General features: G+C 67.0%; 14 protein-coding genes. 8 read left to right on the top strand and 6 right to left on the bottom strand.

The window, feature by feature from the left end:
* Positions 1 to 138: 138 nt before the first annotated feature.
* The 3 genes from D7325_RS19380 to D7325_RS12755 all read right to left on the bottom strand — a co-directional run bounded on the left by D7325_RS19380 (position 139) and on the right by D7325_RS12755 (position 1810).
* Positions 139 to 267 carry a hypothetical protein gene (locus tag D7325_RS19380; protein ID WP_281273515.1) on the bottom strand — a complete coding sequence of 43 codons (129 nt, stop codon included), beginning with the start codon at positions 265 to 267 and terminating at the stop codon, positions 139 to 141.
* Between the two features lie 103 nt (positions 268 to 370).
* A complete protein-coding gene (locus D7325_RS12760) occupies positions 371 to 1252 on the bottom strand; it encodes an NAD(P)/FAD-dependent oxidoreductase (protein WP_120996176.1) in 882 nt (293 codons plus the stop codon).
* A 99-nt stretch (positions 1253 to 1351) separates the two neighbouring features.
* Entirely contained in the window at positions 1352 to 1810 is a 459-nt protein-coding gene (locus tag D7325_RS12755) for an Rrf2 family transcriptional regulator (RefSeq protein ID WP_120996174.1), read from the bottom strand.
* A 469-nt stretch (positions 1811 to 2279) separates the two neighbouring features.
* On the opposite strand from D7325_RS12755, the gene D7325_RS12750 reads away from it, so the two are divergent.
* From D7325_RS12750 to D7325_RS12740, 3 genes are read left to right on the top strand one after another with little or no spacing between them, the layout of a single operon-like run.
* Positions 2280 to 2582: an iron transporter gene (locus D7325_RS12750; protein ID WP_120996172.1), complete on the top strand. Its 303-nt coding sequence runs from the start codon at positions 2280 to 2282 to the stop codon at positions 2580 to 2582.
* A complete protein-coding gene (locus D7325_RS12745; protein WP_120996170.1) occupies positions 2582 to 4135 on the top strand; it encodes a PepSY-associated TM helix domain-containing protein in 1554 nt (517 codons plus the stop codon). The genes D7325_RS12750 and D7325_RS12745 overlap by 1 nt, the downstream gene beginning before the upstream one ends.
* On the top strand, positions 4132 to 4470 hold the full coding sequence (locus tag D7325_RS12740) for a DUF3325 domain-containing protein (protein ID WP_120996168.1): 339 nt from the start codon (positions 4132 to 4134) through the stop codon (positions 4468 to 4470). Before D7325_RS12745 ends, D7325_RS12740 begins: the two co-directional genes overlap by 4 nt.
* Before the next feature lie 13 nt (positions 4471 to 4483).
* Here the strand turns inward: D7325_RS12740 and D7325_RS12735 are convergent, their stop codons facing one another.
* Positions 4484 to 5326 (bottom strand): CAP domain-containing protein, encoded by an 843-nt coding sequence (locus tag D7325_RS12735; RefSeq protein ID WP_120996166.1) that lies wholly within the window; start codon positions 5324 to 5326, stop codon positions 4484 to 4486.
* Positions 5327 to 5478: 152 nt separating this feature from the next.
* Here D7325_RS12735 and D7325_RS12730 point away from each other — a divergent pair, with 152 nt between their 5' ends.
* Entirely contained in the window at positions 5479 to 7473 is a 1995-nt protein-coding gene (locus D7325_RS12730) for a peptidase U32 family protein (protein ID WP_120996605.1), read from the top strand.
* A 128-nt stretch (positions 7474 to 7601) separates the two neighbouring features.
* Complete coding sequence (locus tag D7325_RS12725; RefSeq protein ID WP_120996164.1) at positions 7602 to 8912, top strand: methyl-accepting chemotaxis protein; 1311 nt, start codon at positions 7602 to 7604, stop codon at positions 8910 to 8912.
* 30 nt (positions 8913 to 8942) lie between these two features.
* Here D7325_RS12725 and D7325_RS12720 read toward each other — a convergent pair whose 3' ends face one another.
* Positions 8943 to 10130, bottom strand: coding sequence for a sugar transporter (locus D7325_RS12720; protein ID WP_120996162.1), 1188 nt, complete (start codon positions 10128 to 10130; stop codon positions 8943 to 8945).
* 307 nt (positions 10131 to 10437) lie between these two features.
* Between D7325_RS12720 and D7325_RS12715 the strand changes: the two genes are divergently transcribed.
* Both D7325_RS12715 and D7325_RS12710 read left to right on the top strand, forming a co-directional pair.
* Positions 10438 to 11025 (top strand): hypothetical protein, encoded by a 588-nt coding sequence (locus D7325_RS12715; RefSeq protein WP_120996160.1) that lies wholly within the window; start codon positions 10438 to 10440, stop codon positions 11023 to 11025.
* A 157-nt stretch (positions 11026 to 11182) separates the two neighbouring features.
* Positions 11183 to 11953, top strand: a complete 771-nt coding sequence (locus D7325_RS12710) for a transporter substrate-binding domain-containing protein (RefSeq protein ID WP_120996158.1) — start codon at positions 11183 to 11185, stop codon at positions 11951 to 11953.
* Between the two features lie 77 nt (positions 11954 to 12030).
* On the opposite strand, the gene D7325_RS12705 is transcribed toward D7325_RS12710, so the two are convergent.
* Complete coding sequence (locus D7325_RS12705) at positions 12031 to 12747, bottom strand: rRNA pseudouridine synthase (protein ID WP_120996156.1); 717 nt, start codon at positions 12745 to 12747, stop codon at positions 12031 to 12033.
* Positions 12748 to 12864: 117 nt separating this feature from the next.
* On the opposite strand from D7325_RS12705, the gene D7325_RS12700 reads away from it, so the two are divergent.
* Entirely contained in the window at positions 12865 to 15300 is a 2436-nt protein-coding gene (locus D7325_RS12700; RefSeq protein WP_120996154.1) for a DEAD/DEAH box helicase, read from the top strand.
* Positions 15301 to 16692 lie beyond the last annotated feature (1392 nt).

Here is a 16692-nt window from a genome sequence, read left to right as displayed (position 1 = left end):
TGAACCCTGGCCGGGCGCAACGTGCATGCCGTCAGTCCGAGCGCCGGATCGGCTGACGACAGGTCCGGCGAGCGCCTGGCATGGGGTCGTGGCAGCGCTTGCTCGATGCGTTTGCGCCGTGCCAACCAGCAGCAATCCCTACGCTGGCTTGAGCGCCAGCAGGGCGAATCCGCACAGGATGCCCGCCAGGGCGATCAGCCAGCCGATACGGTACGCGCGGTTCTTCTCCGCCTGGCGAATGGGGTCTACCGGTTTCTTCTGTCGCAAGGCCACGTCCTCTCCAAGGGGCTATCGGCTTGAGTGGAGCGAGAGCATGCACGGCAATCGGCGGATTTCAAAACGATTGCCGGAATCGAACGGCGGGCGCCTGTCAGCCGAACATCAGAAAGCGATGCGCCGCCGTGCCAGCCATCGCGCCGTCACCCACCGCCAGCGGCACAGACCCCGCGCCGCGTGCGACATCGCCACAGGCGAACAGCCCGGGAATCGACGTCGCCTGGGTCGGGTCGGTGCGAATGAACGCCCCCATCGGCCCCTCCTCCAGCGCGCAACCGAGCTGCGACACGAGCGGCGACAGGCGCATGCGCGGTGCGACGAACAGGCCATCCAGCGCCAGGGTGCGGCCCTCTTCGAGGATCACCTCCAGCGGCTCGCCATCCAGGCGGACCACCGGAGCGCGTTCCAGCGCGACGCCGCGTTGCTGCAACTGCGCCAACTCTTCGGCGGACGGCTCGAAGGCTCGGTTGAGCAGGAAGGTCGTGCGGCCCCAGTCGGGCAGCATCAGGGCCTGATGCATCGAGATCGCCGAGACGGCCAGCACGCCGATACGGCCCCGCTGCAACTCATAGCCGTGGCAGTACGGACAATGGAAAACGCGGGTACCCCAGCGCTCGGCCAGGCCTGGAATATCGGGCAGCTCGTCGACGACGCCGGTCGCCAGGATCAATACGCGCGCCTGATACGCCTCGCCCTGCCGATCGAGAAGCCGGAAGCCCTGCTCCGCCCGTTCGACGTGCTGAATCTCGGTGTGCAGCCAGTCGACCGTGCCGTAGTTCATGAGCTGCTCGCGGCCGTGCGCGGCGATCTCGTCCGGCGGCGCGCCATCCTGCGTGAGGAAGCCATGGGAAGCCGCGGCGAACCGGTTGCGACGCAGGCCGGCGTCGATCACCAGCACCCGTCGGCGAGCCCGCGCCAATGGCAGTCCGGCTGACAATCCCGCGTAGCTGCCGCCCAGGATGATTGCGTCATACATACCGAAGCCCCCTCACTAATTTATGTAGCTTTTGAAGTTACACTAATTAGCAGAAAGACGAGAAGTGCATTCGTCCGGTAATCGAGCAGCTTCGGTCGGTTATGGAGGCGCGTGCCCGGACGGCATGCCCGGACACGTGCTGTACAGGCTGTTGAACTCGCTCGACAGGTCAGCGAGGGTCACGGCGCCCAGACGCTGCAACAACAGGGCTTCGGCCTGCCGCAGGGCGTCGTCGAGCACCGCATTGACGACCTGCTCGACGAGGCAATCGGGGTGATCGCGGTCCGGGCCGATGGCGAAGATGCGCGGCCCACCGACCGCCGTGAAGATATCGAGCAACGTCACCTGATGAAGGTCCGCCGCCAGGCTCCAGCCGCCGTTGTAGCCCTTGTCCGCACGCACGTACCCGGCCTTGCGCAGCCCGGTCATGGTGCGCCGCACCACCGCCGCGTTGGTGCCGAGCATCTGCGCGATCTGCTCGGACGTCACCGGCCGCGCATCCCGCGCCATATGCAGCAGGACGTGAAGCATCCGGGACAGGCGACTATCGGTTCTCATGGTGCGCTTCGTCGATGAACTGGGTCCGAACCTTACCGCGCGGGACTGGCAAAGGCCATGCGCGGGCGGAGTCTTCAAGACGCGATCATCGCCAGGCATCGACACAAGGGGCGATAGGCCCAGCATGGAACCCGGCACAGCTGCGCTGACTAAGAACGCTTGCCAGATGTGGATGGCCGGCGAAGGTCGCGGGGCAACGCCATTTTGAATAGGCGTAAAAAGGTGGCCGTTCGCTGCAATGCCGCAGCAAGACGGCGTGGCGCCAACGCACCGGCGACCTTTCATTGCCCTCAACGCGGCCCTGCAGACAGCCCATTCCCAACATTTCGCTCGTTTACTTTGTAAATGCACTTTACTCTTTGTTGAGAATACATAGCATTTGCATGCCCGGCGCCCGGGCGGGTCTGCGATATCGTCGCAGCGAGCCCGAGGCGCGCGGGACCATTTCCTGCAACGAGAGATTTTCGACATGGCTCGAACCGCAGCCAAGGATGGGCGTGCCTGGCAGGTCCTTTTGTTACGCATCGTCATGGCTGTGCTCGGCGGCTATGCCTTCACCTACGCGGCGACCGCTGCGCTGGCGCGGTTGCTGCCCTTCGATCGTTACGATGCGGCGGCCATCGCGATGCTCGCCTCCTTCGTCGTCTACCTGACGTTCGTGCTTTGGGCGCTGACCACGCGCTCGAGCTGGCGCGTGCTGCTGGGCGTGATGGCGACGCTGCCGCTGGCGGCGATCGGCTTCTGGCCGCAACTGCTGGAAGGGCTTCGCTGATGGCGCGCGCACCTTCGCTCACGCAGTCGATGTCCGGCGTGCATACCTGGGTGGGGCTGCTGCTGGGATGGGCGCTGTTCGCGATCTTCCTGACCGGCACGCTGGCCGTCTTCGACAAGGAGATCGACTGGTGGATGGCGCCCGAGCTGACCAACCAGGACCAGGGGCCGGTCGTGGCGGCGAACGTTGCCCAGCGCTGGCTCCAGGCCAACCACCCGACATCGTCGAGCTGGACCATCGCGCTGCCGACCGAGCGTTCGCCGCGCCTGGCCGTTTCGGTCGATGGCCAGCGGCGCGGCGAGAACACACCCCTCGATGCCGAGTCAGGTGAGCCGCTGGCGGTGCGCGACACGCTCGGCGGGGCGTTCTTCTTCCACTTCCACTACACCTTGCACCTGCCGCGGCTGCTGGGTGTCTGGGTGGTGGGTTTCGCGGCGATGGCGATGCTGGTGGCGCTGGTCAGCGGGATCATCATCCACAAGAAGATCTTCAAGGACTTCTTCACCTTCCGCCCCGCGAAGGGGCAGCGCTCCTGGCTCGACGGGCATAACGCCAGCGCCGTTCTGCTGTTGCCGTTCCATCTGATGATCACCTACACCGGGCTGGCGATCTTTTGTGTGCTCTACATGCCGGCCGCCGTGGACGCGCTGTACGGCGGCGATCGTCAGGCGCTGTTCCGCGAGGCCGATCCGGCCGCCGCAGCCCAGACAGGGCGCGGCTTCGGGCGCGATGCGCCGAAGAGCCAGGCCCCCGCCGCGCCCCTGCTGGCGCTCGGGCAGTTCGTCGAACAGGGCGAGGCGTACTACGGACGCGGCATGGTCGCGGCGGTCTCGGTGAGCGATCCGGGACAGGCCGATGCGCGCGTCACGGTGCGGCCGGTGCTGGGTAACCGCATCGAGCTGACCAAGGGTCAAGGGCTGACCTACGACGGCGTAAGCGGCGCGCTGCTGCATGAACCGGCGCCGGCACGCGCGAGCCTGCTGACCCAGCGGGTGCTGGCGGGGCTGCATTTCGCGCAGTTCGGCGGCTATCCGATGCGCTGGTTGTACTTCCTCTGCGGCCTGGTCAGCTGCGCGATGATCGGCAGCGGCCTGGTGCTCTATGCCGTGAAGAAGCGCAAGCAAGCTCGGGACGACCGCTTCCTGGCGGTCGTCGAGCGCCTGAATGTCTCGGTGATCGCCGGGCTGGCGGTCGCCTGCCTGGCGCTGCTGTGGAGCAACCGACTGCTGCCGGCCGCGCTCGAAGCCCGTGCCAGCGCCGAACTGGCGGCCTTCTTCGGCGTCTGGCTGGCCACCTTGCTGCATGCCATGTGGCGCCCGCCCTTCCACGCCTGGCGCGAGCAACTGCTGGTCGCGGCGGTGCTGGCGCTGGCACTGCCGCTGCTGGATTTCCTCAGCGCCGACACGACCGACAGGGTCCGCCTGAGCATCGACTCCGCCGCCGCCATGATGGGCCTGGTATTCGGCTGGACGGCGTGGAAAGTGCCGGCACTGTCGGCGAAAGGCCGCTCCGAGCCGCTCCTTAGGGTTCGCCCAGCCGGAGCGGCACAATGAATCCAGCCGCTTCGTTCACCCTCTGCGTCGTGCTGGCCTACGCCGGCATGCTCGGCCTTTGCCTCGGTATGGATCGCCACTGGAAGCAGCTCGCGACCGGCCGATTACCCGCCTACGCCCAGCGCCTGTGCAGGCCCATCGGCGTGCTGTCGCTTGGGTTGGCCGGTTGGGCAGCCGGGCTTGTCTGGCCGGTCGGCATGGCGATAGTCGCCTGGTTCGGTTCGATCTCGCTGGCCGGCTTCGTCTTGCTGATGCTGATGCCGTACGCCCCGCGCCTTGCGCTCTGGCTGCCCGTCGCCAGCGGCATGCTGCTGGCCGTTGCCGCGTCGCTCTAGGCCGATCGGGTCGCTAGGGCGCGCCAAACAGCCCGACCCAGTAGATGCCAGCCTCGCTCTGCGGGTCGCTCGCATAAGCCCCGCCGAACTGACTGAATCGAGGATTCATCACGACGGCGCATAGCGTCGGCGTGGCCAGCCAGCCGTCGACCACCTCCTGTGGTATGCCGACGCCGGCCGCCAGCAACTCGTTCACCGCTCCGTCGAAGCCAGCCAGCTCGGCGCGATCACCGGGCGTGTAGCCCTCCGCGCCCAGATGCGAGAAGAATCGGCCGTTGGCCATGGCGCGGGCATGCGCCTCGGCCGACTGGCCGAGCACGGCCTGCCAGCTCACCGGCGGCGCGGCGGCGAAGGTCCGGTCGCCACATTGGCGTGGCTCGGCGCGCAGGGTGTTGATCCGCTCCAGCAACGCGCGACCTTCCGCCTGCCAGTCGCCGAGTCGCCCGGCGAGCAGCGGCCGCGCCAACACGATTCGCCAGTCGCGCCCTTGCTGGCTGACGCCGATGTCGACGAATTGCGGATCGAGCAGCACCCGGCAATAGCTCTCGCCCAGGGCGCTCATCGCCGCCTGCGCCTCGCGAGGCCCGGACAGGCTGATCGCCCGTACCGTCGCCATCGGATAGCCCGTCCCGGCGAGCGCGCCTTGCAGGTCGCCGGCCCCGTCGGCGCGCAACACCAGCCGCGAATCCAGTCGCAGCGGCGGCGATGGCACCGAGGCGGCGCCGTCGCAGGCGCGGACCTCGCTGCGGAAGCGGTTGATCGCGTCGACCAGCCGCAGCGTCTCGGCCGCATGGGACGAATCCGGGCTCGAGAGGAACGACAGGGCGAGGACGGCGAACAGGCTCAGGGCACGCATGGCAATCTCCTCGGGGCGTAGCGGCACATCATGCGCGAACCGACCGGCGGTTGCAGCCGGACGGCCGGCCCGCCACCCGGTCGGTGGCCCGCTACAAACCGTCGCAGCGCCGCTACAATGCCGCCCTTCTTTTCTTCAGCCGACTCGCCGCCATGTCCCTGCCCAAACACCATCTCGAATTGCTCGCACCCGCGCGGGACGTCTCCATCGCCCGCGAAGCGATCCTGCACGGGGCCGACGCCGTGTACATCGGCGGACCGAGTTTCGGTGCGCGGCACAACGCCGAGAACAGCGTGGCCGAGATCGCCGAGCTGGTGGCCTTCGCCCATCGGTTCCACGTCCGGGTATTCGTCACGCTGAACACCATCCTGCACGACGACGAACTCGAGGCGGCACGCGCGCTCATCCACCAGCTGTACGACGCCGGCGTCGATGCGCTCATCGTGCAGGACATGGGCATCATGGAACTCGACATCCCGCCGATCGAGATCCATGCCAGCACCCAGACCGACATCCGCACCCTGGCGCGCGCGAAATTTCTGGCCAACGCGGGCTTCTCCCAGCTGGTCCTGGCGCGCGAGCTGAATCTGCAGGAGATCCGCGAGATTCACGACGAGGTGGACACGACGCTGGAATTCTTCATCCACGGCGCCCTGTGCGTCGCGTTTTCCGGCCAGTGCTACATCAGTCACGCGCAGACCGGCCGCAGCGCCAACCGCGGCGATTGCTCGCAGGCCTGCCGCCTGCCCTACACGCTCAAGGATGATCAGGGCCGTGTCGTCGCCTTCGAAAAGCATCTGCTGTCGATGAAGGACAACAACCAGAGCGCCAACCTGCGGGCGCTGGTCGAGGCCGGCGTGCGCTCGTTCAAGATCGAGGGGCGCTACAAGGATGTCAGCTACGTCAAGAACATCACCGCCTACTATCGCCAGCGCCTGGATGAAATCCTCGACGAGCGGACCGACCTCGCCCGCGCGTCCAGCGGCCGCACCGAGCATTTCTTCGTGCCGGACCCGGACAAGACCTTTCATCGCGGCAGCACCGATTACTTCGTCAACGACCGCAAGATCGACATCGGTGCCTTCGACTCGCCGACCTTCACCGGCCTTGCCGTGGGCGAAGTGCTCAAGGTCGGCAAGCACGATCTCACCGTGCAGACGCAGGAGCCGCTGTCGAACGGGGACGGGCTCAACGTGCTGATCAAGCGGGAGGTGGTGGGTTTTCGCGCCAGCGTGGTCGAGCCACTGAAGCAGCTGGAGGAAGACGGCCAACCGCGCTGGCAGTACCGCGTCGAGCCGAACGAGATGCCCGCCGCCCTGCGCCAGCTGCGCCCGAACCACCCGCTCAACCGCAACCTCGACCACAACTGGCAGCAGGCGCTGCTCAAGACCTCGGCCGAGCGACGTGTCGCGCTGCGCTGGCACGCCTATCTGCGCCGCGATGGTCTGCAGCTGACCGCGACCAGCGAAGAAGGCGCCGCGGCGACCGCGCGTCTCGACGGCCCGTTCGGCGAAGCGAAGAAACCCGAGCAGGCGCTGGCGCAACTCGAAGACCTGCTCGGCCAGCTCGGCACGACCCTCTACCACGCCGAGGCCATCGAACTGGACGCGCCCGAGGCGTTCTTCATTCCCAATTCGCAGCTCAAGGCGCTGCGCCGCGAAGCCATCGAAGCCCTGGATGCGGCGCGCGCCACGCTCCGCCCGGTCGGCGGTCGCAAGGCCGAAAGCGTGCCGCCGCCGGTCTACCCGGAGTCGCACCTGTCATTCCTCGCCAACGTCTACAACGAGAAGGCCCGCGCCTTCTACCATCGCCACGGCGTGCAGCTGATCGACGCCGCCTACGAGGCGCACGAGGAAACCGGCGACGTACCGGTGATGATCACCAAGCACTGCCTGCGCTTCTCCTTCAACCTCTGCCCGAAGCAGGCCAAGGGTGTGACCGGTGTGCGCACCAAGGTCGCGCCGATGCAGCTGGTCCATGGCGATGAGGTGCTGACCTTGAAGTTCGACTGCAAGCCCTGCGAGATGCACGTCGTGGGCCGCATGAAGGGGCACATCCTCGACCTGCCGCAGCCGGGCAGCGCGGCGGGCGTGGTCGGCCACATCACGCCGGACGATCTGCTCAAGACCATCCGACCCAAGGCCTGATCGGCCAGAGCCGCGGGTCGCCGAGGGGCGGCCCGCCCTCGCCTGCATCAATCGCACCACGCGCTAAAGGCTGGCGCCGCCGCGCCGATAGCCCGTCACCCGTCCTCGCATGACACCAAGGAACGCTCATGTTCGACCGCCGCTTGAAAACCGAACTGCAAGAGAAAGAGGCAGCCCTGCAGGGATTGCGCCAGCTGGTCGACAAGATGCATGCGAGCAGGCTCTCGTTGACCCTCGACCCGCAGTTCCGCATCGCCAGCTGCAACGACAGCTTCGCCCGTTGCCTGGGCTACAGCCGCGCGCAGCTCGAGGGTCGACCGATGGCCGAGATCGTGCCGTCGTACGTGAAGAACCTGCCCTGCTTCCACAACTTCCGTGGCGCAGTGGCGAAGCTGCAACCGGTCGACGACGACTACCGCTACCTGCGCCAGGACGGCAGCCTCGCCTGGCTGCACGTGCACTGGTACCCGATCGCCGCGCCCAATGGCCAGCTCCTGCACATTCAGGGCTTCGCCAGCGACGTCAGCGATTCGATGCACCTCGCCAAGGAAAACGAAGCCTTCATCACCGCCCTGCTGCGCTCGACCGCGGTCATCCAGTTCAACCTCGACGGCACCGTGATCACCGCCAACGAGCAGTTCCTGCGGACCATGGGCTACAAGCTCGGCGACATCCAGGGCAAGCACCACAGCCTGTTCTGCACCGCCGACGAGGCCGCGTCGGCGGGCTACAAGACGTTCTGGCAGACCCTCAACAAGGGCGAGTACGTCTCCAACCGCTTCAAGCGGGTCGACCGCCACGGCAACGAGGTCTGGCTGGAAGCGACCTACAACCCGGTGCACGACACCGAGGGCAAGCTCTACAAGGTGGTCAAGTTCGCCAGCGTGGTCACCGACCAGGTGATGCGCGAGAAGGAAGTGCGCGAGGCGGCCGGGACCGCGTACGACATTTCGCTGCAGACCGACGTCAGCGCCGAGCGCGGTGCCGACGTGGTCAAGCAGACCCAGGCCACCATGCAGAAGATCGCCGAAGAGGTGCAGTCGGCCACCGACGGCATCGAGGCGCTGGGCAAGCAGTCGCTGCTGATCAGCTCGATCGTGCAGACCATCGGCGGCATCGCCGCACAGACCAACCTGCTCGCGCTCAACGCCGCCATCGAAGCCGCGCGAGCCGGCGAACAGGGCCGCGGCTTCGCGGTGGTCGCCGACGAAGTGCGCCAGCTCGCCGGCCGTACCAGCGCCGCCACCGACGAGATCGTCACCGTGGTGCAGCAGAACCAGGCCCTGGCCGACGAAGCGGTGCGCAACATGTTCGCCAGCCGCGAACAGGCGGTCCAGGGGTTGGGGCTGGCCAATCAGGCCGGTGCCGTGATCGTCGAGATCCAGGATGCCGCCAAGCAGGTGGTCAGCGCGGTCGAGCGCTTCACCCGCGAACTCTGACCCGCTCCGCCGGACGCTGGCCGGCTGCGCTTACGGCGTCGCCGGCTGTGGCTGCGCCAGCCGGAAGGTGGCGAACAGGCCGAGCAGCAGGCCGCCCAGCGCCAGCACGCCGCCGACATAGCCCACGTTCGGCAGCCCCAGGTGAAGGCTCACCAGGCTGCCGAGCAGCGCCCCACCGCCGATGCCGATGTTGTAGATGCCGGAGAACATCGCCATCGCCACGTCCGTCGCATCGCGCGCCAGCGACAGCACGCGCGCCTGCAGCGACAGGCCGAAGCACATGCCCGCCACGCCCCAGATCACCGCCAGCACCGCCAGCGAAACCGGGCTGCGCGCCGCCGGCAGCAACAGCAACAGACAGCTGGCCAGCACCGCGAGCGCCACCAGCGTGAACGCGCGCGGATAACCCGTGCTGTAGCGGCTGAACAGCATCGAACCGAACAGGCCGGCGCCGCCGAACGTCAGCAGCAACACCGTGATCGATTGCCCGCTCAGCTGCGCGATGCGCTCGGCGAAGGGCTCGATGTAGCTGTAGGCGGTGAAGTGCGCGGTGATCACGATCGCCGTCATTCCATAGACGGCCAGCAGCACCGGGCGTCGGAACAGGATCGGTAGGCTGCGCAGCGAGCCCGAGTTCTGGCTCGGCAACAGCGGCAGCGCGCGCGCCAGGACGAACATCGTCAGCCCCGATACCACCGCGATCGCCAGGAAGGTGGTGCGCCAGCCCAACGCCTCGCCCACCACGCGGCCGAGCGGAATGCCCAGCACCATCGCCAGTGCGCTGCCGGTCGCCAGCAAACCCAGCGCCTGCGCCTGCTTGCCGGCGGGCGCGACCCGCACGGCCAGCGACGCGGTGATCGACCAGAACACCGCATGCGCCAGCGCGATGCCGATGCGGCTGACAATGAGCATGCCGTAGCTGGTCGCCACGCTCGACACCAGATGGCTGCCGATGAACAGCCCGAACAGCCCCATCAACAGGCGGCGCCGTTCAATGTTGCGCGTCAGCAGCATCATCGGCAGCGAGGTCAGCGCCACGATCCAGGCGTAGAGCGTCAGCATCAGTCCGACTTCGGCCGGGCGCATGTCGAAACTCGCGCCGATGTCGGTCAGCAAGGCGATCGGCACGAACTCGGTGGTGTTGAAGATGAAAGCGGCCAGCGCCAGTGCCACGACACTGAGCCAGCGGCCGTTGTCGGCGTCGGGAGGTAGGTTCATCGAGTCTCTGCTGGCCCGGGCGGGCTTGCGAAATGACCACGACCGCCAATGCCGCGGCGCGCGAACGGGCAGGCCCGACGCGATCGGCGACGATGGGGTATGGAGGGTGTGACTGAGGAGTCGGATTCTACGCGCCGTGCCCGCGGCGCCTCAACCCGGTGCCAGCGGCCGCGTGGGCGATTCGACCGGCGGTGTCGAGGCTCGCAGGATCGGCTGAACCTACCGATGCGCCACGCGCCCAACCTTCGATAGCGCACTGCATTGGCGTTTCCCCGACGCCCAAACCGACGACCGACCGGAGCCAACCATGACGCACATCCTGATTGCCGCCTTCGACCATTACGCCGACGCCGAACGGGTCAAGCACGATCTTCTCGCCGCAGGCCTGCCGGCCGACGCCCTCCAGCTCTCCGCATCGAGCAACCCGGAGACGGTGGCCGGCAGCCGGGTCGAGGTCGCGCGCCAGCCCGAGGAATCGCTGGGCGAGAAGGTCAGCGGCTTCTTCCACAGCCTGTTCGGCGAAGGCCATCCCGCGCATCTGGCCCATTTTCCCGAAGCGATGCGGCGCGGATCGACCCTCGTCACCGTGACGCTCGACGACGAATCGCGAATCGACGAGGTCGAGCAGGCCATGACCCGCCACGGTGCGATCGATGTCGACGAGCGCGCCGCCCGCTGGGGCGAACGCAACCCACGCCCCGCCACGGCCAGCACCGAGGCACTGACCACCGGTTATCCCGACGCGACGTCGGTCAGCACCGGCCTCACCGAGGAGGACCGGACCAGCGCGGGCGAGATCGCCGACAGCGTGGCGGCCATCCCCGGTCGCTCGGCCAACGCGCGTGCCGGCGGGCGCGACACCACGGCCGGGCGCGTACGCATCGTCACGCGCTGATCCGCTCGCCGACAGACCGCTGGCCAACGGATTTGGCCAACGACCTTGGAAAGCCCGCCGGCTTCGGCTAGCGTCCAGTGACCGCCACCGCTCCGGTTGCGGCGACGACAAGAACCGACCGCGCCACCCCGGCGCGGCCGCACCAAGGACGCAGTGCATGAAAACCCTGATCCTCGCCGGCCTGCTGATGACCGGCACGACGGCCCACGCGGCAACCACCGAGTCGCGGCTCGATAGCGTTCAGCAACGCGGCACCCTGACCGTCTGCACCACCGGTGACTACAAGCCCTACACCTACCTGCGCGACGACGGCACCTACGAAGGCATCGACATCGCACTGGCCGAATCGCTGGCCAAGAGCCTCGGCGTCAAGATCGAATGGGAGCCCACCCGCTGGAAGACCCTGATGCCGGACTTTCTCGACGGCAGCTGCGACATCGCCGTGGGCGGCATCTCCATCTCGCTGGAACGGCAGAAGAACGCCTTCTTCAGCGACCCAATCGCGGTCGACGGCAAGATCCCGCTGGTGCGCTGCGACGACGTCGCCCGCTACCAGACCATCGAGCAGCTCAACCAGCCCTCGGTGCGGCTGATCGAACCGCCGGGTGGCACCAACGAAGCCTTCGTCCGTCGCGAGCTGCCGAACGCGCAGCTGGAGCTGTTCGAGGACAACACGGTGATCTTCAAGCAGGTGGCCGATGGCGAAGCCGACGTGATGATCACCGATGCCTCCGAGGCGCTGTACCAGAAGCGCAACTACCCGGGCCTCTGCGCCGTCAACCCGGACCATCCGCTGCAATTCAGCGAGAAGGCCTTCCTGCTGCCGCGCGACGACGTCGCCTGGAAGGCCTATGTCGACCAATGGCTGCGCCTGGCGAAGAAGACCGGCGAATACAAGCGCATCACCGACCAGTGGCTGGCCCACTGAGGGTTGCCACCGCCGCCGCGGCTGCCGAGTCGATCGTGCAGCGCGGCGGCGGACTTTCCCTACTTAGGGATTGGCTATCAGAAGCGCTCGGCCGGCGCCACGTAGCGCCACTCACCGAGCGGCAGTTTGCCCATCGACACGCCACCGACACGGATGCGCTTCAGCCCGGCGACATGCAGCCCGACGCTCGCGCACAGCGTCTGGATCAGGTCGGGTCCGGGATTTTTGATGACGATGCGCAGGTGGCTTTCGTTCTGCCAGCTCGCCTTGCAGGGCGGCAGAGCCACGCCCTTGTACGTCTGCCCGCGCTTGAGACGGTCAAACCCGGTGGGGCTGATCTCGCCCTTCACCTCGACGATGTACTCCTGCTCCAGCTTGCCGATGTCCGACGTGAGCTTGCGCTGGGTGCGCCAATCCTGGGTGAACACCGCCAGCCCGCTGGCACCGGCGACCAGCGGCACGCTGCCGCTCAGCCGGACGAAGTGGCCCTTGAGCACGCGCTGCTCGAGGGGGTCGAGCGCCCAGTGGGTTTCTGCCCGCAGCAGCTGGCGCAGCGCCTCGTCGCCGCTGAGGGCGCCCGCCGGCTGGTTCAGCAGCAGGGTCACCGGCTCGAGCGGTTGGGGGCTTGCGCCGGGCAGCAGTTCGACGCGCTGATCGGCGACCTTGAACTGCGGTTCGTCGATGACTTCGCCATCGACCGTCACCCAGCCGCCACCGATGTACAGCTCGGCCTCGCGGCGTGAGCAGCCGGTCAATTCGATCACGCGTTTGGACAGGCGGATGGGGTCGGTCATGATGTGCGCCCAGAAGGAAGGACCGGCATTGTAGCCAGGTGGTCGCGCAGGCGGTTGATCGTCTTGCCCGCCGACAGGTCCGACTTATGACAGCCATTGATCAGCGAGGGGTCGGTCATGTCCAGGGAGCACCATCCGCAGCGCAAGGCCATTCGCCTGGAACGACTCCAGCGCTTTCTCGGCTGGGCGAGCACGACCTACCCCGACTTCGTCCCCAAGAGCAAACACCAGGAACAGTGGTTCACGCCCTACACCGGCTTCCCGTACCCGCAGTTCGGTCGCGCCGCCAAGGCATTCTGGCTCGGATTGGATGCGGCCGCGGTCGCCGAGCTGCTGGCCGAGCCGGAGGCGACCTCGCTGGCGGCCCGGGTGCTCGGCAAGCACCGGGAGACCTGGGCCTGCACCGTCGACGTCTTCGGCGCCGAGAAGCGCTTCGACTGCGGCGCCGTGCAGCAGCTCTTGCAACCGGAGTGGGCCTTGCGCATCGGTGACAGCCACAGCGTCGCGGACTTCGACGAGCAGGCGCGACTGGCCGTCCAGCATTGGGTGCGCGGCCGGTTGCAGATCCTCGAAGCGCCTTTCCGGCAGATGAGCGACGAGGAAAAGGCCGCCTGCCTCGCCCGCGTGCCGGACGAGCGGGAGCGGGTCGACGACTTCCTCCCCCGCGCCGTCGAGACGCTCAACGAGGTCTGCCACGAGCTGCGCTATGTGGTCGAGCTGCGCCACGGCGACCTGGCGCTCGACATCCAGCGCCGCATCCCGGCCGGTCAGGGCCATGTGCTGACGGCGGCCGAAGTCGCCGAGCGCAAGGCCGAGGACCGCCGGGAGGTGCAGGAGCGGTTCGACAGCCTCGTCGACGAAGCCGAAGGACTGGACCTCAGCCAGCTCGGCCAGAAGCGCATCGCCGAAATCCTGCTGCTCGAACCCGGCAAGGCGCGCCGGGCGATCCGCGCCGTGGTACGCGATCACCGCGAGAAGATGGCCTTCGCCATCCTGCTCGAAGACCCGCGCTTCGCTCATTACCACCAGCTGTACTCGGCCCGGCGCCTGACGCGCAAGTGGACCGCCCTGCTCGGCCCGACCAACAGCGGCAAGACCCATCGCGCGATCGAAGCCATGCGCAACGTCACACACGGCATCTACCTCTCGCCGCTGCGCCTGATGGCGCTGGAAAACCAGGAACGCATCGAGGCCGCCGGCACACCCTGCTCGCTCATCACCGGTGAGGAGCAGATCATCCGCGAAGGCGCCACGCACTTTTGCTGCACGGTCGAGGAATTCGCCCGCTTCCGCCATCGTCACTGGGAGGTGGTAGTGGTCGACGAGGTGCAGATGATGGCCGACGGGCAACGCGGCTGGGCATGGGTCGATGCGCTGGTCGCCGCGCACACGCCCGAGTTGTTGATGACCGGGCCAGCGCTGATCGAGCCCTCGCTCAAGACACTCTGCGACCTGTGCGAAGACCGGCTGGTGATCCAGCGCACCAAGCGCCTGTCGCCGGTCGAGGTCGCTCGGCACTCGACCACGCTCAAGCACCTGGAGCCCGGTTCGATGCTGGTCGCCTTCAGCCGCCGCACCGTGCTCGAACTCAAGGCCCTGCTGGAGATGACCGGCAAATCGGTGTCGGTGGTCTACGGCGCCCTCTCGCCAGAAGTGCGACGCGAGCAGGCACGGCGCTTTCGCGAAGGCGAGGCGGACATCATGGTCGCCACCGACGCCGTCGGCATGGGGCTCAACCTGCCCGCGCACACGCTGTGCTTCTACACGGACGAGAAGTTCGACGGCATCCAGAACCGCCAGCTCAACGTGCAGGAGGTCAAGCAGATCGGCGGGCGCGCCGGCCGTTTCGGCCACCACGACGAGGGCAGCATCACCGCGCTCGATCCGTCGACGCTCAAGACCATCAAGCGCCTGTTCAACAGCCAGGACCAGCCGGTCGACCTCGCGCAGTTCCAGGTGCGCCCCTCGATCGACCACCTGCGGGCGATCTCCGAACTGATGAACGAGCCGAGCCTGCTACGCGCCTGGCTGACCTTCAACCGCAACATCAACTATGGCGCCGAGTTCGTCTCGGTACTGCCCGACGAACTGGCCGAGTGGATCAAGGCGATCGACGATCCGCAGATCGACCTGGCCCTGCGCTGGATCTTCGCCTGCACGCCCATCCGCGGCGGGCTCGACAGCCCGGCGGCTACTCTCGCGCAGCAATGGCTGAAGAAAGTCGCCCAGGGCAAGGCCATCGACCTGCCGCGTCTGCTGCTCGGCAGCGACCTGGCAACGCTGGAGTCGACGCTGCACGTGATCGAAACCTACCTGCACCTCGCCCGCGCCCTGCCCGACTTCTTCCCCTGGGTGGAAAAAGGCGAAGAGCACCGACGCCTGCTCAACGATGCCATCACCCGCGAACTGTCCCGCCAACGCAAGCCACGCCGCACCGACCAGCGACGGATCACCGGCAGCGACGCACGAGCCTGCACCCAATGCGGCAAGGCGATGCCATTGCTGAGCCGGCAGTTTCGGCTGTGCGAGAGCTGCTGGCGGGAGCGGCGGTAAAGGTTGGGGTGGCATGGCCGTACGTTAGAGGCCGGGGGACGTCTAGTTCTTGCCAGGTGCGCCTTGCACGGCGTGGAAGTTTGGAAGAATTTGTAGGAGCCCGCTTGCGGGCGATGCTTTTGCTTTGTTTCTTGGCGTCTCGCCCGGGCGTTTTGGGCGCCGCGCTTTCCGCGAGCCGGACTACAGGTTGCGCCTTGCACGGCGCCTCACTTTTCTTTGCCGCGCGGCAAAGAAAAGTAAGCAAAAGAAAACGCGCCCCGTCATCCGGGTCTTCGCTGCGCGAAGACTGCCCTCACTCCGGCGCCGCTCCGGGGGCGCGTCACGACGGGACGTCCCTGTCCCGCCGCGCCTCGCTCGGCGTCCTGCCTCGCGTCCCCCTGCGCAACGCCTGCGTTCGGCCGGATGAAAGGGGGTTGGTCCGAGTGGTCTGGAGTGTGGTGCAAGTGAAATCAAAAGTTTGAGCACGCGCCGGTTGGGCACAACATGGATAGCCAGGTAAAGGCTTCGTTGAGTGCAAGCGGTGGAAAACGCTTTGCGGTTTTCCACCCTACGGCGGCTGACGTTTGGGTGATTGCTGCATTACAGACGTAGGGCGGATTCCGGAGCGAAGCGAACAATCCGCCGGGGACATCGCCGATGCGAAACCGGTGCATTGCTTCGCGGATGCGCCCTACGGGTGTTCCCGCGTTCGAGACCACAACAGCTCGGCTTCTGCTTTTCTGGCTTGCCACACCAAAACCAACAGGCCACACCAATTCGCCCCTTTAGCAGGCCGAGCGCAGGTGTCGTGGAAGGGGTCGAGCGGCAGGGATGCCGCGAGAGCCGCGAGGGCCATGGATGGCCCTTCGCGGCGTGCCCCTGGAACGGCACCGGAGCGAGGGGACCCCGGCAAAGCCGGGGCCGGATGCAGGGGCAAGCGGTTTTGGTTACTTTTGCCGCGATTGGCAAAAGTGACGCGCCGTGCAGGGCGCAATCGGTAGTTCGGGCCGAGGAAAGCGCGGCGGCCAAAACACCTCAGCGAGACGCCAAGAAACAGAAGCAAAAGCATCGCCCGCAAGCGGGCTCCTACAAAAACATTTCGCGCCGTGCAAGGCACAACAGAACGCCGCCGATGCGAGACCACAACAGCTTCGCTTTCTGGCTTTTCCACACCAAAACCATCAGGCCACACCAATTCGCCCCATCAGCAGGCCGAGCGCAGGTGTCGTGGAGGGGGTTGAGCGGCAGGGATGCCGCGAAAGCCGCGAGGGCCATGGACGGCCCTTCGTGGCGAGCCCCTGGAACGGCACCGGAGCGAGGGGACCCCGGCGAAGCCGGGGCCGGATGCAGGGGCAAGCGGTTTTGGTTACTTTTGCCGCGATTGGCAAAAGTGACGCGCCGTGCAAGGCGCAA

The organism is Stutzerimonas urumqiensis (assembly GCF_003640395.1).
Taxonomy (GTDB): domain Bacteria; phylum Pseudomonadota; class Gammaproteobacteria; order Pseudomonadales; family Pseudomonadaceae; genus Stutzerimonas; species Stutzerimonas urumqiensis.
The sequence above is the reverse complement of the archived record's forward strand: the minus strand, read 5'-3'. Positions and strand labels throughout refer to the sequence as shown.